This window comes from Amphritea sp. 1_MG-2023 (genome assembly GCF_030547545.1).
Lineage (GTDB): Bacteria > Pseudomonadota > Gammaproteobacteria > Pseudomonadales > Balneatricaceae > Amphritea.
Genome location: NZ_JAUOQE010000001.1, coordinates 61,023 through 87,303 on the forward strand (window position 1 = coordinate 61,023; position 26,281 = coordinate 87,303).

The 26,281-nt window shown below is 47.9% G+C and carries 22 protein-coding genes; 9 read left to right on the plus strand and 13 right to left on the minus strand.

Annotated features, from left to right (window positions below; translation table 11 throughout):
* The first annotated feature begins 3 nt into the window (after nucleotides 1–3).
* Complete coding sequence (locus Q4488_RS00275; protein ID WP_303578439.1) at nucleotides 4–768, plus strand: hypothetical protein; 765 nt, start codon at nucleotides 4–6, stop codon at nucleotides 766–768.
* Nucleotides 769–992: 224 nt separating this feature from the next.
* Here Q4488_RS00275 and Q4488_RS00280 read toward each other — a convergent pair whose 3' ends face one another.
* The 6 genes from Q4488_RS00280 to dnaX form a co-directional block, all read right to left on the minus strand.
* Nucleotides 993–1,433 carry a YcgN family cysteine cluster protein gene (locus tag Q4488_RS00280; RefSeq protein WP_303578440.1) on the minus strand — a complete coding sequence of 147 codons (441 nt, stop codon included), beginning with the start codon at nucleotides 1,431–1,433 and terminating at the stop codon, nucleotides 993–995.
* Nucleotides 1,433–1,723 (minus strand): YcgL domain-containing protein, encoded by a 291-nt coding sequence (locus Q4488_RS00285; RefSeq protein ID WP_303578441.1) that lies wholly within the window; start codon nucleotides 1,721–1,723, stop codon nucleotides 1,433–1,435. The genes Q4488_RS00280 and Q4488_RS00285 overlap by 1 nt, the downstream gene beginning before the upstream one ends.
* 31 nt (nucleotides 1,724–1,754) lie before the next feature.
* Nucleotides 1,755–2,927, minus strand: coding sequence for a ribonuclease D (rnd, locus tag Q4488_RS00290; RefSeq protein ID WP_303578442.1), 1,173 nt, complete (start codon nucleotides 2,925–2,927; stop codon nucleotides 1,755–1,757).
* Nucleotides 2,928–2,934: 7 nt separating this feature from the next.
* A complete protein-coding gene (gene recR / locus Q4488_RS00295) occupies nucleotides 2,935–3,534 on the minus strand; it encodes a recombination mediator RecR (protein ID WP_303578443.1) in 600 nt (199 codons plus the stop codon).
* Nucleotides 3,535–3,547: 13 nt separating this feature from the next.
* Nucleotides 3,548–3,874 carry a YbaB/EbfC family nucleoid-associated protein gene (locus Q4488_RS00300; RefSeq protein WP_303578444.1) on the minus strand — a complete coding sequence of 109 codons (327 nt, stop codon included), beginning with the start codon at nucleotides 3,872–3,874 and terminating at the stop codon, nucleotides 3,548–3,550.
* Nucleotides 3,875–3,940: 66 nt separating this feature from the next.
* Entirely contained in the window at nucleotides 3,941–5,986 is a 2,046-nt protein-coding gene (gene dnaX, locus Q4488_RS00305; protein WP_303578445.1) for a DNA polymerase III subunit gamma/tau, read from the minus strand.
* Nucleotides 5,987–6,201: 215 nt separating this feature from the next.
* Here dnaX and Q4488_RS00310 point away from each other — a divergent pair, with 215 nt between their 5' ends.
* On the plus strand, nucleotides 6,202–6,384 hold the full coding sequence (locus tag Q4488_RS00310; RefSeq protein ID WP_303578446.1) for a hypothetical protein: 183 nt from the start codon (nucleotides 6,202–6,204) through the stop codon (nucleotides 6,382–6,384).
* Between the two features lie 254 nt (nucleotides 6,385–6,638).
* Here Q4488_RS00310 and Q4488_RS00315 read toward each other — a convergent pair whose 3' ends face one another.
* On the minus strand, nucleotides 6,639–7,193 hold the full coding sequence (locus tag Q4488_RS00315; protein WP_303578447.1) for a porin family protein: 555 nt from the start codon (nucleotides 7,191–7,193) through the stop codon (nucleotides 6,639–6,641).
* Between the two features lie 288 nt (nucleotides 7,194–7,481).
* On the opposite strand from Q4488_RS00315, the gene Q4488_RS00320 reads away from it, so the two are divergent.
* The 7 genes from Q4488_RS00320 (at nucleotide 7,482) to Q4488_RS00350 (ending at nucleotide 14,887) form a co-directional block, all read left to right on the plus strand.
* On the plus strand, nucleotides 7,482–8,930 hold the full coding sequence (locus Q4488_RS00320; protein WP_303578448.1) for a COG3014 family protein: 1,449 nt from the start codon (nucleotides 7,482–7,484) through the stop codon (nucleotides 8,928–8,930).
* Between the two features lie 14 nt (nucleotides 8,931–8,944).
* A complete protein-coding gene (locus Q4488_RS00325; RefSeq protein ID WP_303578449.1) occupies nucleotides 8,945–9,358 on the plus strand; it encodes a DUF1425 domain-containing protein in 414 nt (137 codons plus the stop codon).
* The gene (gene lpoB / locus Q4488_RS00330; RefSeq protein WP_303578450.1) at nucleotides 9,355–9,978 is read left to right on the plus strand and encodes a penicillin-binding protein activator LpoB; all 624 of its coding nucleotides are present in this window, start codon (nucleotides 9,355–9,357) and stop codon (nucleotides 9,976–9,978) included. The genes Q4488_RS00325 and lpoB overlap by 4 nt, the downstream gene beginning before the upstream one ends.
* An 18-nt stretch (nucleotides 9,979–9,996) precedes the next feature.
* Nucleotides 9,997–11,445 carry a DUF6844 domain-containing protein gene (locus Q4488_RS00335; RefSeq protein WP_303578451.1) on the plus strand — a complete coding sequence of 483 codons (1,449 nt, stop codon included), beginning with the start codon at nucleotides 9,997–9,999 and terminating at the stop codon, nucleotides 11,443–11,445.
* A gap of 10 nt (nucleotides 11,446–11,455) precedes the next feature.
* Nucleotides 11,456–12,649: a hypothetical protein gene (locus tag Q4488_RS00340; protein ID WP_303578452.1), complete on the plus strand. Its 1,194-nt coding sequence runs from the start codon at nucleotides 11,456–11,458 to the stop codon at nucleotides 12,647–12,649.
* 341 nt (nucleotides 12,650–12,990) lie between these two features.
* Nucleotides 12,991–14,181: a L,D-transpeptidase family protein gene (locus tag Q4488_RS00345; RefSeq protein ID WP_303578453.1), complete on the plus strand. Its 1,191-nt coding sequence runs from the start codon at nucleotides 12,991–12,993 to the stop codon at nucleotides 14,179–14,181.
* Nucleotides 14,182–14,431: 250 nt separating this feature from the next.
* Nucleotides 14,432–14,887, plus strand: a complete 456-nt coding sequence (locus Q4488_RS00350) for a DUF882 domain-containing protein (RefSeq protein WP_303578454.1) — start codon at nucleotides 14,432–14,434, stop codon at nucleotides 14,885–14,887.
* 190 nt (nucleotides 14,888–15,077) lie between these two features.
* On the opposite strand, the gene Q4488_RS00355 is transcribed toward Q4488_RS00350, so the two are convergent.
* The 6 genes from Q4488_RS00355 to Q4488_RS00380 all read right to left on the minus strand — a co-directional run bounded on the left by Q4488_RS00355 (nucleotide 15,078) and on the right by Q4488_RS00380 (nucleotide 26,266).
* Complete coding sequence (locus Q4488_RS00355; RefSeq protein ID WP_303578455.1) at nucleotides 15,078–17,468, minus strand: plasma-membrane proton-efflux P-type ATPase; 2,391 nt, start codon at nucleotides 17,466–17,468, stop codon at nucleotides 15,078–15,080.
* A gap of 11 nt (nucleotides 17,469–17,479) precedes the next feature.
* The gene (locus Q4488_RS00360) at nucleotides 17,480–19,186 is read right to left on the minus strand and encodes a PHA/PHB synthase family protein (RefSeq protein ID WP_368411561.1); all 1,707 of its coding nucleotides are present in this window, start codon (nucleotides 19,184–19,186) and stop codon (nucleotides 17,480–17,482) included.
* A 486-nt stretch (nucleotides 19,187–19,672) separates the two neighbouring features.
* Nucleotides 19,673–20,797, minus strand: coding sequence for an ABC transporter permease (locus Q4488_RS00365; protein WP_303578457.1), 1,125 nt, complete (start codon nucleotides 20,795–20,797; stop codon nucleotides 19,673–19,675).
* A gap of 3 nt (nucleotides 20,798–20,800) precedes the next feature.
* Nucleotides 20,801–23,659, minus strand: coding sequence for a ribosome-associated ATPase/putative transporter RbbA (gene rbbA, locus Q4488_RS00370; protein WP_303578458.1), 2,859 nt, complete (start codon nucleotides 23,657–23,659; stop codon nucleotides 20,801–20,803).
* Between the two features lie 16 nt (nucleotides 23,660–23,675).
* Nucleotides 23,676–24,710 (minus strand): HlyD family secretion protein, encoded by a 1,035-nt coding sequence (locus Q4488_RS00375; RefSeq protein ID WP_303578459.1) that lies wholly within the window; start codon nucleotides 24,708–24,710, stop codon nucleotides 23,676–23,678.
* Nucleotides 24,711–25,027: 317 nt separating this feature from the next.
* Nucleotides 25,028–26,266, minus strand: coding sequence for a diguanylate cyclase (locus Q4488_RS00380; protein ID WP_303578460.1), 1,239 nt, complete (start codon nucleotides 26,264–26,266; stop codon nucleotides 25,028–25,030).
* Between the last annotated feature and the right edge of the window lie 15 nt (nucleotides 26,267–26,281).

The following is a 26,281-nucleotide window of genomic DNA, read 5'->3' on the forward strand; positions in this document are numbered from 1 at the left end:
GCAATGCCGTTAAGTAAGCTAAAACTGACACTTTTGATTGGCGTACCGTTGTTACTGATTGTTGCCGCGCTAACCGGCTATATCATCTATACCGCTGTGAGCGCACAACAGGCTGAAAATCGCGAAAAAGTGGAGAACTTCGGCGAACTGATCATTCCATTGGATTCAACCCTGTCACAATCGGCGACCAACCTTAACCCAACCATCAATCAAGAAGGTTTGTCGCCAACTCAGCGGATTATCATGACACTCAAGGATGAGCGCAGTAAGCTAATTGAAGAAGCCGTATCGATGCGTGAAGAGATCAGCAGTCTGCAAGCTCAGGTGGCCGACTTAAACAGATATAAGCTAACCAACGAACGCTATGCGCCACATACCTTCAATGAAGAGGTCTCCACTGTTCATACCCGCATGAAACAAATATTGGCCAGCCAAGAAGAATCGAAACGTTTCACCTATACACAGTTAAAAGGTATGGCCGCCGCCGCGGCACAGGAATACCGCCGCTATCTCACCATGCATAAGCTATTACTGGATAAAAACGACATCGATACGGTAGTGAATAATCACCTGCCGGTGTATGCCTACTGTATTGGTGATGGGATGGATATCGCGGCTAACAACCGTATTGAAGAGCAGCAAGTGGTGGAATACTTTAAGACCAGCCGAACGGATCTGATGAGCGCTCGGCTCAAGAGTGATTTAAAAGCGATACTCAAGCCCTGTCAGGCATTACTAGCAGAGCGCCTCGCTTACTTAAGCCCCTAAACGAAACGCCCTATCTCTAAGCCGCAGCGCTATCGATCGCGATGCTTAACGCTGCTGCAGATCAACGATTGAGCGGCTTGCACCACTCAGCTGCTTTTCTATGCCAATCGATTACACGTCGACCATCATGCACTGAGTGCCCCGCTAAACAGGTATCAACGGGCACTGACAACCCTCAAGCAAGCCACAAGCGACTGCTCAAAGGCGTGCTTCAGTCGGCCACGTCAGTCCAATAGATAATCAAAGTACTCGTCATCGCTTTTCAACTTGTCATCAGTCACTTCATACCAATTCAGTACCGATGCGCCCGCCTCTTTAACCGATTCACGACGCCCACTGACTAAAGGATGCCATTCAGGCAGGTCTTTACCTTCATGCACGAGACGATAAGCACAGCTCGGTGGCAACCAATGAAATTCCTGCACATCCTCAGGGTGTAATTTGACACACTGAGGCACCAATGAGCAGCGCTTCTCATACTGCGTACAATACAGCGTTTCCATATCCAGTAGATGACATACCACACTGGTATAATGTACCTGCCCCGTATCTTCATCTTCTAGCTTATGTAAACAGCAGAGTGAACAACCATCACAGAGAGATTCCCACTCGGGCTCCGACATCTGCTGCAGGCTTTTAGAGCGCCAAAATACCTGATCAGCCACTAACGTACACCTGTTTGCGGACGATCCTGATATAGATCTAGCAGATAATCATCTTTTGGCGGCGGCATTTGCAAGAAATAGCCCTTTTCGGCAATATCTGCCAATACCTGCGCTGCATCGGCCCGTGACAACGCTTTATCTGGCGTTAACAACATATCAAACACATGAATCGGAGCACCAAACATCTCTTTTAATGGATCAGGCACTCGCTCTAACTTTTCAGTTTTATCGACATAAAGATACATCTCATCTTTTTTCGAACTGCGATACACACTACAAATTTTTTTCATAGATACTCTGTTTACTATCTAAGGTTAACCGCTAGGGCTCAATATCTAGACGCTGCAATTTATCCAATAATGCATCGCCGATCACCTCTTTACGCCAACCGGATAGGCTAGGCGGAAGGCTAAATTCACCCTGATGTTCAGTCCTGATCAGAGCATCGAGATCTTTCTTGCGCAAGAGTATTTCCGGCGCGATATTGAGCGCCTCGGCTTTATCACGCGCCATCGCTTTCAAGGCTTTCAACGGTTTATTCCATTGATAGCTTAACGGCCGTTGAATAGGGGCTGGAGGGTTTTCAACGGCAGACTGCGCGGCCGTTTGCAGATAACCCAAGATCACTTCACCATCTTGTTTTACCTGTTGCATCCTAACCTCGGCTACCCGAGCAAGCTCTCGAGTATCTTTGGGCCAACGATTAATGATTTCCAACAACGCATGATTTCTCAATACGCGATTTCGGGGTACATCTCGCTGACGCGAAATACGCTCTCGCCAAGCAGTCAAATCACGCAGCGCCGCCATTTTATGCGGCGGCAATTTCCACGCCTGACTAAAACGTTGGTAATAATGCATACCATCAGGATCATCATCCGCTATCGGCCGTAACAATAATGCTGTTTCCTCTTCAGCCCAAGCCGTCATACCGCGCTCGGCTAACTCAGCCATTTGTTGCTGACAGAGTACTGGCAGATAGGCGACATCCAGCGCAGCATAGTGCTCTTGTGAAGTCGTTAACGGACGCTGCAACCAATCCGATGTGGTCTCGCCTTTTTCAAGTGTGACCTGCAACGCATGTTCTACCAAACGCTGATAGCCCATCGAAAACCCCCAGCCCAAAAAGCCCGCAGCGATTTGAGTATCAAAGATAGGCGTGGGCATCTGACCGAGCATATACAGGAAAAGCTCTAAATCTTCATTGCCCGCATGCAATACTTTAAGCACCGAAGGGTTACGAAACAGTTGCACCAAGGGGGCATAATCTTCGATTTTAAGGGGATCAAGTAGATAACAGGCCTGATCATCAGCAATCTGAATCAACCCCGGTATGGGGTAAAAAGTATCGACGCGAATAAACTCAGTGTCTAGGGCAATCAGCGGCAGCGTTTGCCACTGCTGACAAAAGCGAGCCAGAGTCGCATCATCCGTAATCCAGATTGGCTGACCTGCAGCGGCTTCCAGTCGTTGCCAATTATATGCCTGTGTCATGATTCCCTCAATTCATCGACCGTCGACCGGCCATCGCATGAGCCAGTGTTCCGCCATCAACATATTCAAGCTCACCCCCTACGGGGACACCATGAGCGATACGGGTTATCCGAATATCAAGGTGCTTTATTTGTGCGGCAATAAAATGAGCGGTCGCCTCGCCTTCGACGGTTGGATTGGTGGCAAGAATCAACTCTTTCACCGCCCCAGATTCAAGCCGTTTAAACAGCTGATCTAAACCTAGATCATCCGGCCCGACACCATCGATAGGTGATAAATGCCCCATCAATACAAAATAGCCACCGTTAAATCCACCGGTCTGTTCGATCGCCAACATATCGACAGGGGATTCCAACACACAGATCTGACTTTCATCGCGACGATTGTCGGCACAAATGTCACACAGCTCATTCTCTGATAACGTCCGACAGCAGCGACAATGACCGACTTTATCCGCTGATCGCGTTAATGCAGCGGCGAGTGTATTAGCACCTTGACGATCCCGTTCCAGTAGGTGAAACGCCATCCGTTGAGCCGTTTTTGGACCCACTCCCGGTAACACCCGAAACGCATCAATTAAATCCTGAATCAGTGGACTAAACGACATAGTTTAAGTCGCCTCAAAACGGCATATTAAAGCCCGGTGGCATACCCATACCGCCGGTAATTTTAGCCATTCGCTCCTGCGTGGTGCTTTCGACCTTACGTACCGCATCATTAATCGCAGCCGCAATCAAATCTTCGAGGATCTCTTTATCTTCTTCCATCAAACTCTCATCGATGGCAACACTGCGCACATCATGACGGCCATTCATAACAATTTTTACCAGACCCGCACCCGATTCGCCATTGACTTCAGCCTTAGCGATCTCTTCTTGGGCTTTCTGCATATCCGCTTGCATTTTCTGAGCCTGCTTCATCAGGTTACCCATACCACCTTTCATCATACTATTCCTCGTCTGTATTAAAGATCGACAACATCATTGCCGATAACCAGGGTTTTTATCTTCGCGTTAATCGATCGGCTGAACCGACTCAATATCAATGCTGGCGGCAAACCGTTGAATCACAGTTTGCACCACCGAATCACTCTGAATTGAACTGACTGCGTCGGCCAAACGCTCGGCGCGCTTGCGATCACGATATTGGCTCGGCGTTTCACGGCTATAGCGGCCAAGGTTGAATTCTACCTCAACTGAGGTATTAAAATAATGACCAATCGATTCACGAATACGGCTGATATGCGTTTCATTCAGCATTGCTTTCTGTGCTTGCATATAGTGAAAACGCCAGCAATCACCGACGGATTCCAACGATGTATTCGCCGCAATGCTATACGTCATACCGCTCAGCCCAATGAGTTCGACTAATAACACCCATTGATCCGGCTTAAACTGAGCAATATCGTGACTCACATTGGCCGCCGGTTCGATTATCTCAGCCGCATCAACCTGCTGCGTAGCCGGTGACGGTGCAGCCCGCTCAGCTGGCTGTCGGTCAGCAACCGCGCTTGATTCACGCGATTTTTCCGCAGCAGGCTGAGGCTTATCCACGTTACCCTGAGGCGGCTGTTCAACGACCGGCTGATTATCTTCCCAAGGCAGATCAACGGCAGACGATGTCGCAGCCGTAGACGCCGCCACTGAGGACGGTGCTAAATCAGCGACGGGCTTTTTTTCTGGATAATCCTCATAGCCACCCTGAAGATAAGATTCATCATAATCCGGAGGCGAAGCTGAGTGTGGTGATGGATCATTTTGAATAACATTCGCTACACGCTGCTCAATCGGCTTTGCCAATACCGCGGCCTGTGACTCAACTGTTTCTGTTGGCTTCGCAGCGACTGACGCGGCGCTGTTTACCTCGGCGTCGATAGGTGCCGATACTTGAGCCGCTGTGATTTGGGCGGCTGAGGTTTGAGTAGCTGTGACTTGAGTCTCACCATCGGGCTGACTCAGACCACGGGGACTCACCGATACCGGCCGGAACGCCAGCATTCGCATGAGTGTCATCTCCAGCCCTTCGCGAGCATCCGGCACAAAGGGTAAGTCTTTACGCCCCATCAATGCCGTCTGATAAAACAACTGCACATCTTCAGCGGTTAACTTACCAGCTAAATCCAGTACTTGTTGTCGATCACCCAAGCCATTATCGACCGCCTCTGGCACGATTTGCGCCAGCGCAATCCGATGCATCAGACTAATTAAATCACCTAATACGGTATTATAATCCGGAGAATAACGCGCCAACTCATCGACGCTGGCTAACAGCGCACGGGCATCATGAGCCGCTAGATTACCCACCAAGCTGTAGACCAATCGCTGATCGATCGTTCCCAGCATGGCTCGTACATCAGACTCCACGACCTCACCGGCACCAAACGCAATCGCCTGATCCGTCAAACTTAATGCATCCCGCATCGAGCCATCTGCCGATCTCGCCAACAACCATAATGCCGGTTCTTCGTAGGGGATGGTTTCCGCCGTCAGTACCCGACACAGATGCTCAACGATCCGCTCGGGGATCATATTTTTCAGATTAAACTGTAAACAACGCGACAAAATCGTGACTGGCAACTTCTGTGGATCGGTAGTTGCCAATAAAAACTTAACGTGCGGCGGCGGCTCTTCTAGGGTTTTCAACAAGGCATTGAAGGAATGCGTCGACAGCATATGTACCTCATCGATGAGGTACACCTTAAAGCGACCGTGCGTCGGCGCATACTGCACATTTTCCATCAGTTCACGGGTATCTTCTACCTTCGTACGCGATGCCGCATCCACCTCAATCAGATCGACAAAGCGGCCTTCGCTTATCTCACGACAAGCCGAGCACTCACCACAAGGCGTTGAAGAGACGCCCTGCTCACAATTGAGCGACTTGGCAAATAACCGAGCAATCGATGTTTTACCAACTCCTCGGGTGCCGGTAAACAAATAAGCATGATGTAAGCGATTATCATCTAGCGCATTCACCAAGGCCTTGAGCACATGCTCTTGCCCAACCATTTCCTGAAACTTTGCGGGACGCCATTTACGCGCCAGTACCTGATAACTCATCGCTGTCGATCTATATGAAAGAGGGGATTATTCATGGGTACCAATGCTAACGGTAACCGCCAGATATCGCCAGCGAAACCCACTATTTAGTGCCAACTAAATAGCAATTCCCGAGACAAGACCAAATTTATATACAAACGTGACTTAGCCAAGGTGCGATTAATGATCTAACTTAAAAAGACAAGAATAATCTTCGCACCTCTGAGGACAAGAAGATGAAAACAGCAAACAGTGCCAATGAATATAGCGTCAAACACCACCGTCTGATCGAACACCATGAGATCATTCACTTTCAAGATCCACACTGCCCTATTCAGATCCTCACAGAAGAGGCAACCGGCTGGATAGCCACCAACAACATGTTGTCACTAGAACACAACGACCTTAACGCTCACTAAACGAGCGTTAAGCGCCACACACAGCACCGAAATAAGCCGATAAAGCTTAGCCTCGGTGCCTTATGCATTACAAACCAGTTTCAAATCAATAACTGCAGCCTATTCACACCAAGCGCATCAACCACTACACAGAGTGTGTACTCAGGGTTAAGTCGATATAAAAAGAGAAAAGGAACAACAAAAAACGAGGGAAAGGTACCCCATACAGAGATGAAGCACCCTAAAATCAAATAAAAATGCTGCTAAGACTAGCCTTAAAAATTAAGCGCAAGGCCAGCAGAGATCAGATCAACATCCACATCACCAAGATCGTAACGTTCAAACTCTGCACGGAAAGTCACACTGTCCATGGTGTAAGCAACGCCGAGACCATAACTACCATCGGTACCATCGTCTCCACCTGAGACCCCAACATTGCTAGATACATCATTACTCCAATGGAACATACCGACTTTAGCAAACAGATCCACCTGCTCAGTCACCGGTAAAAGCCCCACCAACGATACACCATATCCATCTATAGCGGCGTCAACGTTAACCGACCCACCTGTTAACTCGAGATCACCAAGGTCTGCATAATAACCTTCAACGGCAATATTTTTGTTAAAACGGTAGCCACCGAAAACCTTAAAACCCTGATCACTGTCATCTTTTACACTAAACCCTAAACTGTTCAAATCGGCACGCTCAGAGCTAGAAACATTAAATTCAGTACGTCCATATGAGCCACCTAAATAACCGCCCTCAGCACTGGCAACAGTAGGAGTCAATGCAGCCATGATGCCTAACGATAAAAGTGCTTTTTTCATGTATCTATTCCTTAGAGATGATTTTAAAAAACCGACTCAGAATACAATGGTAGATTTTTTTTGATATAAGATTTTCTCCTATTTTTATACCTTTCAACAATAAAGCACAGAAAAAACACCTAAAGACAGAATAAACACCTCATAAAAAATGACATTTTGGGTACTCAAAAGCTTAACCGTAGTAAAAGTAAGACTTTTTCCTATAGGCAGCCTTTATCGTTTTCTATACCCTCGCCGCAACTTAATTTATTGATATAAAAGCGCTTATTTTCATTAAAAGGAATTAACATGCCTCCTAAGGGATCATCAAAACCTGCTTCGCTGCTGTTTTTAACTATTTTATTAACCGGCTGTAACGCTATTCAAAACAAACAACAATCAGCTAATTTCAATCAGCAATTAGAATCGGGACACTTTCAGGCAGCCGCTGATACAGCATTGAGTGCAGGCAATATTACTCCCGATGGTGAATCCAGTAGTTTACTGTGGTCGCTTCAAAGTGGCACTGCCTTAAGCACTGTTGGACGGTATGAATTTAGTAATAAAGTATTTGATTCTGCTGAAGTGATGATGAAAACAGAAGATACGGAGAATATTGGCCGTAAAGGATTAGAAAAAGTTACCTCTGTTTTGGTCAATAATAGCCTAAACCGATATTCCCCCACCGTTTACGACGGTGTCATGACCAATACTTACAAAGCCGTTAATAACATTTTCTTACATGATTTTCAGAATGCTCGCATCGAGTTTAACCGTGCCGCTGATCGTCAGCGACGCGCAGAAGAAACCTTCAAGAAAAAACTAACGGAAAAACAGCAAGAGCTAGCTAAGCAAGAGGCCGAGGCCACCACTGACTCAACCAATAAAAAAAGCCCCATTGATTACCAAAAAAGTGCTGAACAGTCTGAATCAGCCGTTTATGAGCAATATCCCGAGTTGAAAGAGTGGCAAGCCTACCCTGATTATGTCAACCCCTATACCGATTACCTGCATGGTCTCTATTTCATGCTCTCTAGCCAAGACAAATCTGATCTGAGTAAAGCCCGTACCTCGATGCGCAGAGTCGCTGGTATGAATCCTGATAATCCTGCGGTCAAAACAGATCTAAAAGTAGTGGATAATTTACGCCGAGGTGTATGGAGTAAAAAACGGCTAAGCCCAGCGGTCTGGGTGATTTTTGAAAATGGCCTCGCCCCTACTGTAAAAGAAACGCTGATTCCTATTCCTCTTTTTCTCGTAAGCGATAAAGTCGACTACGCGCAGGTCGCATTACCAAAACTCAATCATAGAACTAAAGCCTACCCTTACCTTGAAATTTTTGATGGTCATAAGTCTTTGGGTAAAACCTCTCAATTAGCCGATATCGATCGCGTTGTACAAACTGAATTTAAAAAAGAGTTCCCGCTAAAAGTAACAGAAGCGATTAGTAGTTCATTAGTCAAAGCGCTTATCCAATATAAAGCACAAAAAGACGGAGGGCCTATGGGTGGACTAGTGGCCGCCTTATATCAGGCAGCCACCACTCACGCGGATACGCGTAGTTGGAGCTCGTTACCCAAAGAAGTCCAGCTCGCGAGAATTAGAAAACCGAAAAGCAATAGCTTAAGCATCAACGCACCCGGTTTTTCAGCCCCTTTAAAAATAGATCTACCCGACGGTCGCTTCACTGTTATTTATGTCAAAGCTACTACTCCGGGGAGCGTACCCGCCTATAAGCTCACCAGTTTCGACGCCTAATAAGAAGGTTTTATATGAACAAATTAATGCTGATAATATTGCTTCCACTGCTGCTCTTAACCGGTTGCCAAACACAGCAGGTTAAATCGCCCGACTACCCTCAACTCGTTTTTGGTCAAGGGGCTAGCCATTTTTTAGCCATTGAGTCTGTCACCGATGGGTATACTGCTGGGCACTTACTAAAGGTCTCTATTCAAGCCTTCAATCGATCCAATAGCAGCAAAACCCTACGCTATAAATTCACATGGTTTGATGCAGCAGGCTTTGAAATAAAAGGGCTAACCTCGCGTTGGGAAGCCCTTAAAACAGAGCCAAAAGAACCGATATTGATCAATCGTATTGCGACCAGCCCTGAAGCGGTCTCCTATCAAGTATTTCTCTCTGATGCTTACGCCTCATCCACTCAACCTCAAGGAAACGACCGATGAGAACAAAACTCTCAGCTCAAACCTCTAAAGCGATTGCACTCTCCGCTTTTGTACTCATTATCAGTGGCTGTACACCGCAAACTCAAATGCTAACACCTGGCGCAACCGATGAGCCCATTACCATGGGCTTAAGCGGAACTGACTTTGCACAAGCGTCAGTCGATGCTGTGCAATCTATGCTGACATCGGGAGCCGTTGATCGTAACGATGGTAAAAAGAACATCATGGTGGTCTCTTCGATTATTAACGACACCATGCAACGTATCGACACCGATCAACTGGTTAAGAAAATCCGCATTGAATTATTAAGAAGCGGCAAGGTTATGACAACAACAGCCATTGGTCTGCACGGTGCTGAAGACAAAATGAATTCGGTCTACAGTGAATTAAGCCAATCAAAAAAAGTTGATCGTAACAGCGTTGTTAAACAAGCCTTGACCGCACCAAACATGAGCCTTTCTGGCAAGATTATTCAACGTAATAATCGCGTCGACGATGGCCGTCAACTGGTCGAGTATTACTTCCAACTATCACTTACAGATCTCAAACATGGCCTGGCCGTATGGGAAGGCGAAACACCGATTCGCAAAATTGGTAGCGCTAAAGGAACCTCTTGGTAAGTAATGTAAAGGAATACGATGATGAAAGTACTATTCAAACAAACCGCACTAGCACTGGCAATTAGTGGCATAGCGATCGTGACTCAAGCACAAACCGACTCTCACCAACCAGAAGCCGAAACCATAACACCAGTAGCATCCGCACCTTCAACGGATCAGGCTGAAGCAATTGATCTTGCAGTGGCTGAAGCGGCTGCACTTGCACCGGTCGACCCAGGCATGATGCTGATGGAACAGATCGAAGAGTGGAAACAAGGTGCAGGCGCGGGTTTGACTAAACGGGCTGAAAATGGGGGGATTTTTATGGCGGAAGGGATCTCCTTTGTAAAAGTCACACCGGATGCTGCTGACTGGGCTGACCACCGACTATTGGCTTATAAAGAAGCGCTGATGCATGCACAAGCACAATTTATCGAGTTTGAAGGTATCAGCTCTCGAGCCGAAACCCTCAGTAAATTCTTTGAAGATAAGAACCAAATGCCGTCATTCTCGCCTGATGAATTACAAAGTTCGAACAAGCTCGAAGAAGTGCTTAATAAAGCAGTCGCATTAGCCGGCGGTAAACTGGACGAGCAACTTAATGAACTGGGTATAAATCCAGATGAATTTAATACCGCGCCTCCCGCGAAACGTGCCCGCCTTTTTGAGAACTCCATCAGCGAACAAATTACAACGCGAGCACGTGCTAGCTTGACAGGCCTAGTACCGGTTAAAACCTTTGAAGCCAATGATACCGAAGGCCGTCATGCGATCGCGGTGATGGTGGTTGCCTCAGATAAGATGCGCCAATTTATTTATGATATGACACAAAGCAAAGGTGACTTAGCCCCTAACCCTAAAAAAGTGGGCGGGCTATCTCTGCGTGAGCGCTTCACAGAGAACAAAGCGGCCCTCATTAATGAGTTCGGCATCCGTAAAATATATGATGAAAACGGCTATCCTGTGTTGGTATCCTTCGGTCAATCAGGAACGGGTTATAACGGTTCCGACTTCAACCGTAAGATGAATGCCCGTAAAGGAGCCTTTTTATATGCAAAAGCCGATGCTTACGCCAACTTTGCTTACCTACTGAATGCCGTCGGCAATGCTAAATCCAGCACCAGCAAAAAAAGCACGGATGTAACTGAAGGTATCGTGCAAGCTGAAAAAGATGGCCTGATGACATCTGAAGAAAATCGTATTGAGATGGTAAAAACGATCAACAATGAGATTTCAGCCCGCGCCAGCATCTCAGATCTAGCAGGCACCCGTCAGCTACTGCGCTGGACCGCTAAGCACCCTCAATACGGTAACGAAATCAACGGTGTTATCTATGTCTGGCACCCAGTTTCAGAGCAAAACGCGCGCGATATGCGTAATTTCAAACCCAAGCGCCAAGAACAGGCTAAGTCTCAGGAACACAACAGTAAGGCTCACACAACTGGCACGGCTCAAAGTCGCGACCTAATGTCGGCCGATGATTTCTAAGGACAGAAGAATGCACTCATTACTGAAAACACTACTGACATTAACCGCCCTGCTCTGGAGCTGTTGCGGCTACTCAGCAGAACAAGTTGTCGATACCGTAGGTTATGGCAACAATCGCAATCAGGCGATCAGCGATGCATTAGTACAAGGCCTGCGACAAGCGACCGGTGTCAGTATCGATAGCCATGAGGTTATGCAAACCTTATCGGGTCGTACCCACAGCAGCAACAATCAAGGCGAGCAGTTCAACAGCTCGTTCGAGGTCGCTCATCGTGGCGATCTCAGTCTTAAAACCAAGGGGCTAATATCACGCTATGATGTTCATTCAGTAGAGCAAGAAGCGGATGGCAGCTACCGCGCTGATGTTAGCCTGTATGTACTCAAGTACGATAAACCGGGTCTGCCCACTGATAGTCGTCGCACACTCGCGATAATGCCCTTTCACAGCGATAAGAGTAGCTACTCACTCTTGGGTGATCGCACCTCTGCGGTCAAAATTGAATCGGAGCTGCGTAACCGCGCGTTGGATCAGTTTATTCAGTCCCGCAAGATGAACGTGTTGGATCGCGAGTTTGGTGCCGAGTTTCAACAGGAGAAAGCGCTCTGGCTCAGTGATGATGCTGCGTTGGCTGAAAAAGCCAAGACCGGTAACGTCTTAGGGGCCGACTATATCGTTGTGGGGAATATCCGCAATGTACGCAGTACTAGGCATACAAAAACCCTTCAGTTAACCGGTGAAACCATCGTCAACTATAATGGTAGTGCACAGTTGGACTACAAAATCATTCTAGCCTCTACCCGCCAAGTAAAATGGTCTGATACCATCAACCTAAAGTTCAGCGATCACGACATCCGCACTATGTTGAAAAAATATGGTTCATCCCAAGCGGGTATCACTGCTGAACTGGCTGAACAATTAGCACAACAAGCCTTAGCTAACATTTACCCGATGCGAGTAGTAGCCGTTAAAGGCAAAACAGTGGTTATCAATCAAGGCGGAAAAACCTTAAAAAAAGGTGATTCCTTGAACGTATTCCTACTAGGCGATGAGATGTTTGATCCTTATACACAGGAATCACTTGGACAGCTAGAAGAGCAAATTGCGACAGTTAAAGTGTTAAGAACAACCGCAAAAATATCTTATGCAACCATCATCACAGGAGAAGCTGCGCTAATTGAGCCCAATTTTATACTTCGTCGTTAAAATTAACGCGTTGAAATAAAGCTACTGACTTAGGAAGGTGTGAATAAGTCAATTACGCCTCTGGCTTTCGCGTATCTGGCCATTCTAATGTCCGCAGAGAACATAACGGACTTATTCGCACCTTCCCTTAATTAACGCCGTGCCACTTTGCTATAAAACCTGCTGGTTCTTGATATAGAGTCTAATAACCGGCAGGTTTTATTAAAAAACAGCGTAGGCTGTTGTCTTAGATAGCATTGCCAGAATCTCACCATAGTCCTTAGTTTGGTTGATTTTTCCCTATTTAGGAACTGTACTTAGGTCATCTAGGTTTCTCTTTTAGCGAACCTAGAGGAGTGTATATGATTAAGTTTCACTGGCTTCGTTATTGCTGCGCCTTGTGCATTTTTTGTGGCAGCCCTCTGCTATCCGCAGTGGAGCATCCTCTCATACATTCAACCCTGATGAATGCCCATCAGACTGATACGTCTTTGCCAAACACTCGTTTCAATAGCCTTGAAGAAGCTCTTTATTTTTATCAACAACTCGATCAGCAAGTACAATGGCCGCAACTCAAACCGGGGCCCCTGCTGCGTCAAGGCGATCGACATTCTCAGGTCATGATTCTGCGACAACAATTAATGTTGCTAGGGGATTATCGAGGCTTAACGTCAGCCACCCGAGACGAACAACTGTTTGACTCGGCTTTACATCAGGCATTGCTACGTTTCCAACGCCGTCATGGTGCCAAAGTGGATGGGATACTTGGCCCGCAGAGTCGTCAATTACTGAATATGACTCCGTCTTCGCGAATCCAACAGTTGCACGTGAATCAGCAGCGTATCAAGCAATTCAAATCACACGTCAGTGAGCGCTTTATTCAGGTCAACATTCCTGAATTCAAATTACGACTCATCAATCAGGGCGATATTGTGTTGCAGGTAAAAACCATTGTGGGTCGAGAAGAGCGTCAAACGCCCGAGTTTACAACAGACATTAAGGCACTGCTGATCAATCCCTCGTGGACAGTACCCAAAAGCATCGGTTGGAAAGATATTATTCCCGCTTGGCAACTCGATCCGGACTATTTAGAGAAAAAAAATCTCAACATTGCTCAAGGCTTGGGTGAGCAGCGAGTCTTATTCGCGGCTCAGGAAGTGACACCTGAGATGATGTATTCAGGCAGCGAGTATCGTTATTTCTGGGAAGCGCCAGGACCCGGCAATACCCTAGGGCGAATCAAGTTTATGTCTCACAGCCGCTATGCCATATATCTACATGATACATCGGCTCAAGGGTTATTTAAATCACACCGACGAGACTTCAGTTCTGGCTGTATCCGAGTTGAGCAAGCCAATGAATTAGCACAGCAGTTGTTACGGTTAGACAGCCCGTGGCAATTACCACAGTTGCAACAAACGCTAACCACAGAACAAACACAGGAAATATATCTTAAGCAGCCTGTTCCGGTACATATCACTTATTGGACCGCTTGGGTGGATCAACAGGGCATACTGCATTTCCGTGATGATATCTATCATCGTGATCCTTAACAACAACGCTTGACCACTGCTCAACCTAAAACAACCTACAGCAAACACTAATGATTAAAATATATACAAAAAGGCACCATTTATGCATAATGCTGACTGAATTTTAACCAGACAAATATACCTTGCCTCAATGACGATAAAAAAACCCTCACGCAGACACTTTTTACGTAAACTTGCTCTTCTATCCGCGGGTGTGTCACTACCCTCAAGCTTGCTTGCCAATCAAACCATAGCGACTCATGCGGATCTCATGCCGACTGACATGTCGATTGCTTTCAATAATTTACATACCGGGGAGAAACTTCACACCACTTTCTATCATCAAGGTAACTTCATACCGCAAAGTATGCATGAGATTAACCACTTACTACGAGACCATCGTAATGATGAAATCGGTACTATAAGCCCCGACTTGATGGTCCTGCTCTATGATCTACAAAAAACTCTCGGCGCTAATCATGCGTTTGAAGTTATCTCCGGTTTTCGCTCTGCTGAAACGAATGCGATGCTCAGTCAGCGGAGTAACAAAGTCGCGAAAAAGAGCTTACATATGCAAGGAAAAGCCATTGATATTCGTCTACCAGGTACCTCGTTGACTCACTTACATCGGGCTGCACGTCAAATCAATAGAGGCGGCGTTGGCCTTTACAGCGGCAGTCAATTTATCCACTTAGATACCGGTCGACCTCGGTTTTGGGGCAGTTAACAACGGTTTATCCGATTGATGATATGAAGCCAGCCGATCGATAGGAGCGATGACATAAAGTAGCTAAACCAGACAGACCACAGAAACGATGCTGACCCAATGGTTTAACCGTTTTATGCTCGCCCTTATTGCACATTCACACCACAACCCGCACCGATATCTCGGCATTAAAGTCAGCCGATATCGCCCTCTAACGATCACCGTTACCCATCAGGTGATCTATCACCAGCCGCTTCAGCATATTATTAATCACAAACCAAACCAACGCATAACCCCAAACAAGCAGCGCTAATGACCAGCCGATCGGTTCAACAAACCAGCCATAAACAGCAGCAAATGTACCTGCCACTTGTGTGAACTCCGTGGTAATAAACAACTTCAAGCTAGGCAGTGGACGATCCCAGAAATGCCCATCGTTACGCGTCAGATAAATAGTCAAATGACCGGCAACGAGCAGTTTGAGGAAGATCAATGTTTGAATAGTCGGGCGTGGCAGCTCCCAGATCGATTCGGCAATCCAGAACATTCCGAAACTAGAGATAACGCCTAAACTCCCGAGCACACTCGACAGAATAAGCACTCGGCGCATATCCCAACGTACCGGTCGTGGCGCAGGCCGAGCGTTATCATAGGCGATCATCATGATAGGAAAATCATTCAACAGCGCCAATAACACAATCATCGCCGCGGTGACCGGATAAAAATCAAACACCAGAATCGATAGCGTCATAAACAACAACACGCGCACCGTTTCACTGATACGAAAGATAGCATACGCCGTCATACGTTCAAAAATACGTCGCGCTTCTTCCACCGCATGCTGAATAACCCCCAAGCCAGGCTCAGTTAACACCAAGTCTGCGGCGGCCCTCGCGGCATCCGTTGCACCACTCACCGCAATACCAACATCCGCCTGACGTAACGCAGGGGCATCGTTAACGCCATCTCCCGTCATACCGACGAGATGATCACTAGCCTGAAGGGTGGCGACAATTTCAAACTTATGTTCGGGAAAAACCTGAGCATAACCATCTCGCTCAAGAATGTCGCTGGCGGTCATTTTATCTGTTGTGCCAAAGGCTTTATCTGCGGTGACAAAATTGCGGCCTATGTTCAACTGTTCGGCAATTTGACGGGCGATCGCGATATGATCACCGGTCACCATTTTCACCGCCACCCCCTGCTTGCTGAGTGCAGCAACCGTGGCCGCACTATCCTCCCGCGGAGGGTCGTAAAGTGGCAGTAAACCTAACACTTCAGCAGGCTGATCACCGATTCGCTCAGCGACCGCCAAAGCGCGATAACCATCGGTGGCAAATGTCTCAATCTGCGTTTCAACGGCGGCTTGAGTCGCCGATGATGCATTAGCCCAGGCTAAAATAGACTGCGGTGCTCCCTTAGCAATATAGCGAGCACTGCCATCCAGTCTCACCTCGACTTCGGCGATTTTACTCACTGGATCGAAGGGGATGAACTTATCAATCTGAGCGCTGGCTAAGTTATCCACCCCCTCAAGGGCAGCCAAAATCGAGCGATCGATAGGATCGTTACTTTGTCGCTCGCAAGCCAAAGCCGCAGCCAATAACACCTGTTCCGAATCCTGTGCTTCGATTAGTGCGGGAGCGCCCACCACCAATCGGTTCTGCGTCAAGGTGCCGGTTTTATCCGAACACAGCACATCGATCCCCGCCAGCTCTTCAATGGCAGCCAAGTGTGAGACGATGGCGCCTAGGCGACTCAAGGTCGTCGCCCCCACTGCTAACGTCACCGATAACACCGCCGGTAACGCCACAGGGATCGCAGCAATGGTTAAAATGAGTGCGAATTGCACCGTTTCCAATAGCGGATCACCTCGCCACCAGCCATAAACTAAAATAATCGCCACCAGTATCAAGGTAGCGATGATTAAAGCGTTACCAATTTTCAATACCGCTTGCTGAAAATGCGATGGGGCTCCGGCCCGTTCGACCAGTGCCGCGGTCTGACCAAAATAAGTCTTCATTCCGGTTGCCGTGACTACCGCCGTCATCTCCCCGAGACGAACAATGGAACCGGAATAAGCCGAGTCAGTTGCCTTTTTTTCCACCGGTAGTGATTCACCGGTCAACGCTGATTGATCGATGGACAAGCCTGAGCCTTTCAATAACTCAACATCGGCGGGGACTACATCACCGAGTTTTAAGTGGATAATATCACCTGATACCAGCTCTCGAGCCGGCAGATCCTGCCACCGACCCTCACGCAATACTCGAGCACGTGTCGCGAGTTTTTTCTTCAGTAATTCAACCGCATTGTCAGCCTTACGCTCCTGCCAAAAGGCCACGCCAGCATTGACGGCCAACATCGTCAGAATAATAAAGAAATCAGGCCAATCTCGAGCGAGTGCTGATAACACCGCTGCCGCTTCTATCATCCAAGGGATTGGCCCCCAGAAATAGGAAGCAATCTTCTGCAGCGGGCTCTCTCGTTGCTCGATAATCTCATTAGCCCCCTGCTCTTTCAGCAGCGTTGCGGCGTCCTCAGATGAGAGCCCGCTATCGCGCTGTTCGGGGTCAGGGCCTAGATTCACATCATTAAGCATGTTTGATCCCCTCACTCCTGCAAGACATAGGTTCCCGGCGCATCACAGAGAGGGGGATGCCGATTATTAGTGACGCTCAACGGCGCGACGGATTGATCACCCGAGCGCTGTTTTAACCAATCGACAAGTGCTGGCCACCATGAGCCATCCTGTACTGCGTTATTGACGAACCAAGTATCAGGATCCTGATAGCGATCATCATGTTGTCGCGTCGCTATACGGTAGTGACGGCGAGGATGGCCTATCTCAGAGACAATCCCAGCATTGTGTCCACCACTGGTGAGCAAGAAAGTCACATCGGTATCGGCCAGCAAATTTAGCTTGTAAACCGAGCGCCATGGCGCCACATGATCTCGCTCGGTGCCAACGGCGAAGATCGGCGCGCGAATATCCGATACGGTAATCGCTCGACCATCGACCCTATAGCGGCCTTCAGCCAAGGCATTATTTAGAAACAGTTGACGTAAATATTCCGAATGCATTTTGTACGGCATGCGAGTCGCATCACTGTTCCACGCCATCAAATCATTCAGCTTAGCCCGCTCGCCCATTAAATAATCATGCACCATGCGTGACCAAATCAAATCGTTAGATCGCAGCAACTGAAAGGCACCGGCCATCTGTTTAGTATCTAAAAAGCCCTGTTCCCACATCATGTCTTCGAGGAAGGTGACCTGACTCTCATTAATAAACAACATCAACTCACCGGCTTCGGTGAAATCTGTTTGCGCCGCCAACATTGAAAGTGATTTTAAGCGTTCATCGCCATCACGCGCCATCGTTGCCGCGGCAATCGATAACAGCGTACCGCCCAAGCAATAACCCACGCCATGCACCTTTTCTCCACCGGTTATGGTCTCAATCGTATCGAGGGAACTCATAATGCCGAGGCGGCGATAATCATCCATGCCGAGATCACGGTCTTCAATGTCTGGGTTTTTCCATGACACCATAAACACCGTAAAACCCTGCTCGGTGAGGTATTTGACCAGCGATTTTTCAGGCGATAGATCGAGAATGTAGTATTTCATAATCCAAGCCGGCACGATTAGAATCGGTTCAGGATGGACCTTATCCGTCACCGGCGCATACTGAATCAATTCGATCAGACGATTACGATAGACCACCTTACCCGGGGTCACCGCTAGATTTTTACCGACTTGAAACGCCTCACTACCGGCCGGTTTTTGACCGTTAATCGTGCGTTGCCAATCCTCGATAAAGTTTTGCATGCCTCGCTGTAAATTTTGCCCCCTTTCTTTTTGCGTCTGCTCAAGTAGCTCTGGATTTGTTAGTAGGTAGTTGGATGGTGAAAACAGATCCAATACCTGTCGGGAGGCAAACTCAACGACATTTTCATGTTGCTGCGTGACGCCGCGAACCCCCGTGGTCGCGTTAAACCACCATTGTTGATTCAGCAGAAAAGATTGATATAGCAAATTATACGGCCAGCGCTGCCAAGCCTCACCGCTAAAACGTTTATCTTGAGGCAATGGATCGATACAAGGCGATGACACATCTGGCACAATTCCGCTAGCACAACAGCCTGCATAATTCGCCAAGCGCACGGCTTTCTTAAGCGCCTTTTCGATCAGTTGTGTCTGCTTTCCCGGTGCCGTAGCCAAATGCACAGCCCAATCGGTATAGGCATCGGCTAAACCACTAGGAGACAGGCCACCGGTAAAACGCGATATCATCGCGTTGACACTCTTATCCATGGTTTCTTGCAGAGAAATCGGGGCATATGAGCCCTGTTCCAACAGCTGATTAAAATAATGCACGGCGCTTACCGGCCCCCAATCATCAGGGCGATGCACCTTCTCCGCTGCCGTAACGCCATCACCCAGTGGTGTTGATGAGGCTGATAACTCATGACTGTCCGCTGTATCATCTGATGGTTGATGAGTGCGGTTTGATAAGGCTTGCGATTCCATCCTAAGTCCCTCTCATAGTGTTACAAACTTCTTATTGCAGACTTTGCCCTTTTTACTAGCTCAAGTGTAGCGCGAATACTGCAGTGCAGCATTGATTTGGATTACGCCATAACGGCTTATTACGGCCGCTAATAGCGATTAATTGAGCAGCAATCGATTACGGTCAAGCTCATGTCAATCCGATGCGAATGAAACCTTATAGCCCTACCGCCTGTTCATTCAGTAACATCCTAAAACTCAAGACGGATAGCATTCGTTATTGTTATCGCCTTAATGACTAACGGCAATAGACCGTCGAAACAGCCCAAGACTCGCACTAAAAAAGATGCCACCCAGCGCAACCATGATCAGCAGTTGTGGCCAAATAATATCGATACCCGCGCCACGGAAAACCACGGCCTGAGCAAATGCCATATAGTGACGCGAAGGCAGAAACCACGTCACCGGCTGAATAATCTCAGGCTGACTCTCTATCGGCGTCAAACCACCGGATAGCATCGTTATCGGGATGATCACCATGATCATCAATAACGCAAACTGCCCCATGGTTCGGGCTATCGTGCCTAAAAAAATACCGATAGCGGCGGCAGCAAACAGATAAAGGGTCGTGCCTGCCACTAACAATAAGCGCGAGCCATTTATCGGCACCTCTAAAATCACCTCCACCACCAACAACATCGATACACTAAAGGCGATTAAAATAATCAAGCCATTCGCCCAAACCTTAGACATCACAATCTGAAACGAACTCAGCGGCATCACCAGTAAATGCTCAATCGTGCCATGTTCCCGCTCACGCAGTAGCGCTGCACCGGTAAGAATAATGGTAATCATTGAGATCTGATTAATTAACGCATTAATCGCGCCAAACCACATACCCGTACCATTCGGGTTAAAAGCACGCCGCTGCACCAATGTGACCGGGTAGTCTGTGGTTGCATCAGAACGATTAATGAAGTGATTCACCTCATTAACGATGATGTTCTGAATATAGCTATTACCGAGACTCGCCTGAGTGACCGCTGTCGCATCGATATTGATCTGCACACTGGGCTGATGACCACGTCGCACATCCTCTTCAAAGGCTGGCGGAATCTCGATAACAAACATAAAACGATCCCGATCCATCGCCTGATCAACCTCATCGGTAGATACCAGCACTGGGGTTTTAAAATAAGGCGGATAGAGTGCGTTGGCGATCGCTCGGGATAAGGTTGAGTGATCTTCATCGACAATCGCAATCGAAGCGTTATTGACCGACTCACTGGTTGCCGTAGCTTGTGCATAGATCGCTAAACTAAACGAATAGACGATAAGCACAACCATCACGCCATCACTAAACACGCTGCGTAGCTCTTTAATACCCAGCCAGAAGATATTGATCCACGTGTTCATCAATCAAGCCTCCTGCTTTTTCAGCAACGTAGCCGCGATGATGACCAGAGCCGGCCCAAACAACGTCAGCAAAACAATATCGCCCAACAGGTCAGTAAAGCTCAGCCCTTTGGTAAAAGCGGCAACACTGAGGTGCATATAATAAGTCGCAGGCCATACTTGACCGATAAGATATCCGCCGCCTTCCATCGTCGATGTGGGCTGAATCAACCCTGAGAAACTGAGCGTTGGCATAATCGATAAAATGGCCGTTGCAAACACCGCTGCCACCTGAGACTGCGTCACCGATGACACCAGCAAGCCTAGACTGGTGGCGGCAAAAACATACAGCAAAGCCCCTAAAGACAAACCCAACAAGCTGCCTTTTAACGGCACCCCCAGCAAGAAAATAACCAGTAATGTGAGGATAACAAAGTTAACCATGCCGATGAGAATATAGGGCAATTGCTTACCGAGTAAAAATTCAAAGCGACTGGTTGGCGTCACATAAAAATTGATGATGGTGCCTATCTCCTTCTCCCTCGCCATACTCACGGCCATCAAGATCGCGGGGAACAGTAACAGCAACATCGCCGGCGTTTTCGGGCCCATCGAATAAATAGTCTCGAAGGTCGGGTTATAACGATAGCGAGGTTCTAACACCACCTTCGAGGTCGCACTGACATTGACGCCCGCCTTGGTAGCCAGCGCGGTCAGATAGTGAATATGGGCACCACTCACATAGCCCGCGATCGTGCCGGCTCGGGTGGTATTCGCGCCATCAATCCACGCCGAGACACTGGGTGTTTCACCCTTTTTCAAGTTGCGACCGAAACCCGATGGAATTTCAATCGCGAGGGTAATCTCATTTGCTTGCAGACGACGTTCTAAATCGTCCTTACTCTGTAATTCAGACTGTCGACTAAAATAACGCGAGCCTTCAAAATTACTCAAATATTCTCGACTCTCAGGCGAGCGATCATTATCGAGCACCGCATAGGTTAAGTCCTCTACATCGAGCGAGATACCGTAGGCAATCACAATCAGTAACAGCGCACTCCCCAGAAAGGCAAATGTTAGCCGCACAGGATCACGCATCACTTCCATTATTTCGCGATAGCTATAAGCCAAGAGTCGATTAAGACTGAAACCCTGAGGATTTCCAGCCCTCCTCGATGCGTCTGACGACTCATTCTCTTGACTTAAGGCGGACGCCTTCGTCTGATGTTTCTCGGGTTGCTCTATCACACGGTTATTGTGCGACTGATGTTCAAGCCGTTCGTTATCGATTTCGCTGCGCTGATCGGCACGTTTAGTCTCATGATCGGTGCTGCTCTTGACATCCGCATCATCGATCGCCGCTTCAAGGTAGCGGATAAACGCCTCTTCTAATGAGGCAGCAGCTTGCACCTCAACCAGATGCTGTGGCTCATCGTAGACCAACACTCGCCCGGCATGCATCAGTGAAATACGATCGCAGCGCAGCGCTTCATTCATAAAGTGAGTTGAGATAAAGATGGTCACCTTATCTTTGCGCGATAGCTCAACCAACAACTCCCAAAAGCTATCCCGAGCGACCGGATCAACACCAGAAGTGGGCTCATCAAGAATCAGCATTTCCGGTTCATGAATCACCGCGACCGCCAACGAAAGCCGTTGACGCATTCCTAAGGGTAGCGATGAGGCCAAGGCATCCTGATATTCGCCTAGGCTAAAGCGCTCGATAAGGACAGCAATACGTTGAGTGGTTTTTTCCGCTGAGAGATGAAATAGACGGGCATGCAGGATTAAATTTTGCATCACGCTCAGCTCACCATAGAGCGAAAAAGCCTGCGTCATAAAACCCACCCGCTTACGGGTCTCTAAGTCCCCCGCATCTACTGGTTTACCAAACAGAAAAGCTTCGCCATCCGATACCGGTAGCAGACCGGTCAACATCTTCATGGTGGTGGTTTTGCCACAACCATTCGAGCCAAGAAAGCCGAATATTTCGCCAGCCTGAATCTCAAAGCTGACGTGATCGACCGCGGTAAAATCACCAAAACGTCGGGTTAAGCCTTTAGCAACAATCGCCGTTGCCTCGCTTTTTTCCAACGGCGGAATCACCAGCTCGGTCATATCACCTCGCTTAGCCTCAGGCAGCAAGCGCACAAATGCCGCTTCCAAATCACTCGCGCCGGTGCGGGCTTTCAACTCATCTGGGGTACCGCTATCCAGTACTTGCCCAGCATCCATCGCCACCAACCAATCAAACCCTTCAGCCTCGTCCATATAGGCGGTGGATACCAACACACTCATACGGGGTCGATCGGCACGAATAGTCGCGATCAATTGCCAAAACTGACGTCGCGACAAGGGATCAACACCGGTGGTTGGCTCATCTAATATCAACAGATCAGGATCATGAATCAACGAACAGCAGAGCCCTAGTTTTTGCTTCATGCCACCGGATAACTGACCCGCAGGGCGTGCCAGAAATGGATGTAGCCCCGTAGCCTTGGTTAAACGATCAATACGCGTCTGACGCTCTCGCCTTGACTGACCAAACAATTTAGCAAAAAAATCGAGATTTTCTGCAACACTCAATTCTGCGTAGAGATTCTTACCCAACCCTTGCGGCATATACGCAATCTTTGGACCGACGGCATGACGATGACGCGCCGATGCCATATCACCGCCCAAGACGTCGAGGCGTCCCTGTTGCAGCTTACGCGCACCCGATATCAGCCCCATTAACGTCGATTTACCGACACCGTCAGGCCCTAATAGACCCACCATCAAACCGGCAGGGATATCTAAGGTAATATGATCGACCGCACACACCTGTTGATAGCGATGCGTCACCGCCTCAATACGGGCAACGGGGTAATCTTGTTTAGCCATGATCAGACCCGCTATTCTATTGCTGACTAATGTTGCCAGGATCAGTCGACTTTAAAGCCGGTTCCAGCTTCGGCGGTAGCTTTTGCAGAAATTCAGGCCAAGGGGATGACTCCTCGCCGGGCATTGCCGCCAAGCGAATATAAGCGACACCGCGAATCCCGGTTTTAACACGATCGATATAGGCCAACACCAACGCTTCCGGCACCCTTACTTTGACACGGAACATCAGTTTTTCTCGCTCGCTCGCCGTTTCAACTTCTTTCGGCGTAAACTGAGATTCGGGCGACACAAAACTGACAGTCGCAGGAATCGCCACATCAAGAATATCCATTTTCACGCGCGCCTCCGCTCCGATCGCGACACGATGAGCCTGAGAGGACGGGAGAAACGTTTCCATATAAACATCTGATAGATCAAGCAGTGTCACCACTTTACCACCGCTACCCAGCACCTCGCCCGGCTCCGCTAAGCGATACAGCACTCGACCAATACTCGGCGAAACCAGCGTGGCATCATCAATCTGAGTCTGCACACCCTGTAAATCGGCCTGCACCGCATCGACATTCCGCTGCTGAGAAACGAGCATCGCCTGTGCGGCACTGACATCCGCCTTAGCAACAGCGACTTCGCTCACCTTAGTATCGAAAGCCTCTTTGCTGGCATGTCCTTTTTTAAGTAATGCTTGTGTCCGTGTCAGCTCTTGTTGCGCCAAAACCAGCTTGGCCTTGGTTTGCGCTATCGCAGCTTCAGCCGCCGCCACCTGACTCTCAGCACTCGCAATATTGGCTTCTGCTCGCAGTCGCTGCGCTCGCAACTGAGCCGTATCAATCTCAGCAACGACATCACCCGGCTGCAGCAAATCCCCCTCTTTCACTAACACTGACGCGACACGACCCGCAATCTTAGTGGAGATATCAACCTGCACCGCCTCGATACGGCCATTGCCCGACGCAATCCCCGAGGGCAACTCCGAGGTTTGCAAGGCTTGCCACAACAACCCGCTAGCGACAATCGTCAGTATTAACACGATGCCAATCATAACTCGTTTCACACTGTTCTCCATTTCGAAAAATTAATCCATTCATGAGTGACTTATGCCGCCTTATTTCAGCATACCGATAGCGCACGTCGTGTTAGCTCACCAACAACGTCTTATTATAAGATCAAATCAACGGTGATAACGATCGTCTTGATGCTTTCATCTTAAAAGCAGCCAAACACCACAGCCCAAGTAAATACGCTGATATTAAAGTGTAAGACACTCTAAGGAAGGTACGAATAAGTCCGTTATATTCTCTGTAAGCCAGAGGCGTAATTGACTTATTCGCACCTTCCCTAACATCCCAAATGGCGCCATGATTTTTCACTCTACTCAGTAGAAGGCACCATTATTTGATCACGTCCTAGGGCTTTACCTGCCAACAAACGCTCATCGGCTCGGCGGATTAACGCGGTGTAATCATTACCATCAACAGGCACCGCTGCAATCCCGATTGTCACCGTTACATGGCTTGAGGCGACCTGCGGTGCCTCAATGGAAATATGTTTAATCTTTGCAACGATACGCTGCGCAACCTCATCCGCTTCCTGAGCATGTGCGGTGGGTAATACAACGAGAAATTCATCACCGCCATAGCGAAATGCTCTATCGCCTTCCCGCAATGAGCTTTGTATCTCTTTGGCGATACCGGCAATAACATTATCACCCACTATATGACCATAAGTATCATTAACGGATTTAAAATGATCTATATCAATCAGCAAAACACTTCCCGATCTCAGCTGTTGCGTATTCGGAAACATCTCATCTAACGCCCGCCTATTGAACAAGCCCGATAAATAATCCCTCATTGACTGATGACAGGCGACTTCATATTTCTCACGATAGGTCAGCAGATCAAACAAATCCTTCAGCTTTGTAGAATTCTGAGGCCAACTAAAACCAAAGGTACGATGCAACATCGCTAATGCGAAAACCATGGCAGGAATAAACATCAATTTGCCAATAATATTGGCAAATAAAACGTCCCAATAATAAGGCTTTTCAACAAAAGCACCAGTGACAAACATTAAGCTATCCAATACCTGAATAACAGATAAGCTTAGAAAAATCCGTAAGGCAAAGCTTCTCAATCGATGCAACAGTTCATAAAGTAGAATGATCAGTAGCGTATCAATAAACAGGGCTACCGTGCCGACCATCAACACACGCGGGTTGAGCTGAAATATTTCTGCGGGTATCTCAAGAAAGGGACGATAGTTTAAGGACGTATAATGCAAACCAACAAGCGCCGTGAGTAGACTAAGAATCCCATTGGCAAGGATTAACCCATAGATTAAACGTCGCGCACCGGAAGCATCATCAACGATATAAATTAATAAAACCGACAATAATGTTCCGGAAAAATAAACCGTAGATCCGCCGTTAATGACGATCCCAGGATACACCTCAACATAGACCCCCAAGGCAAGAATCACTTGTAAATATTGAAGAATTCCAACGGTCAGGTATAAAGGCACACGGCCCAGCCATGGATTGAGTCGCAAAAGAATATACAAGAGAGCACCTAACACAAAAGCTTCTACTTGAAAGAGGATGAAATTCAATATTGCCACCTAATC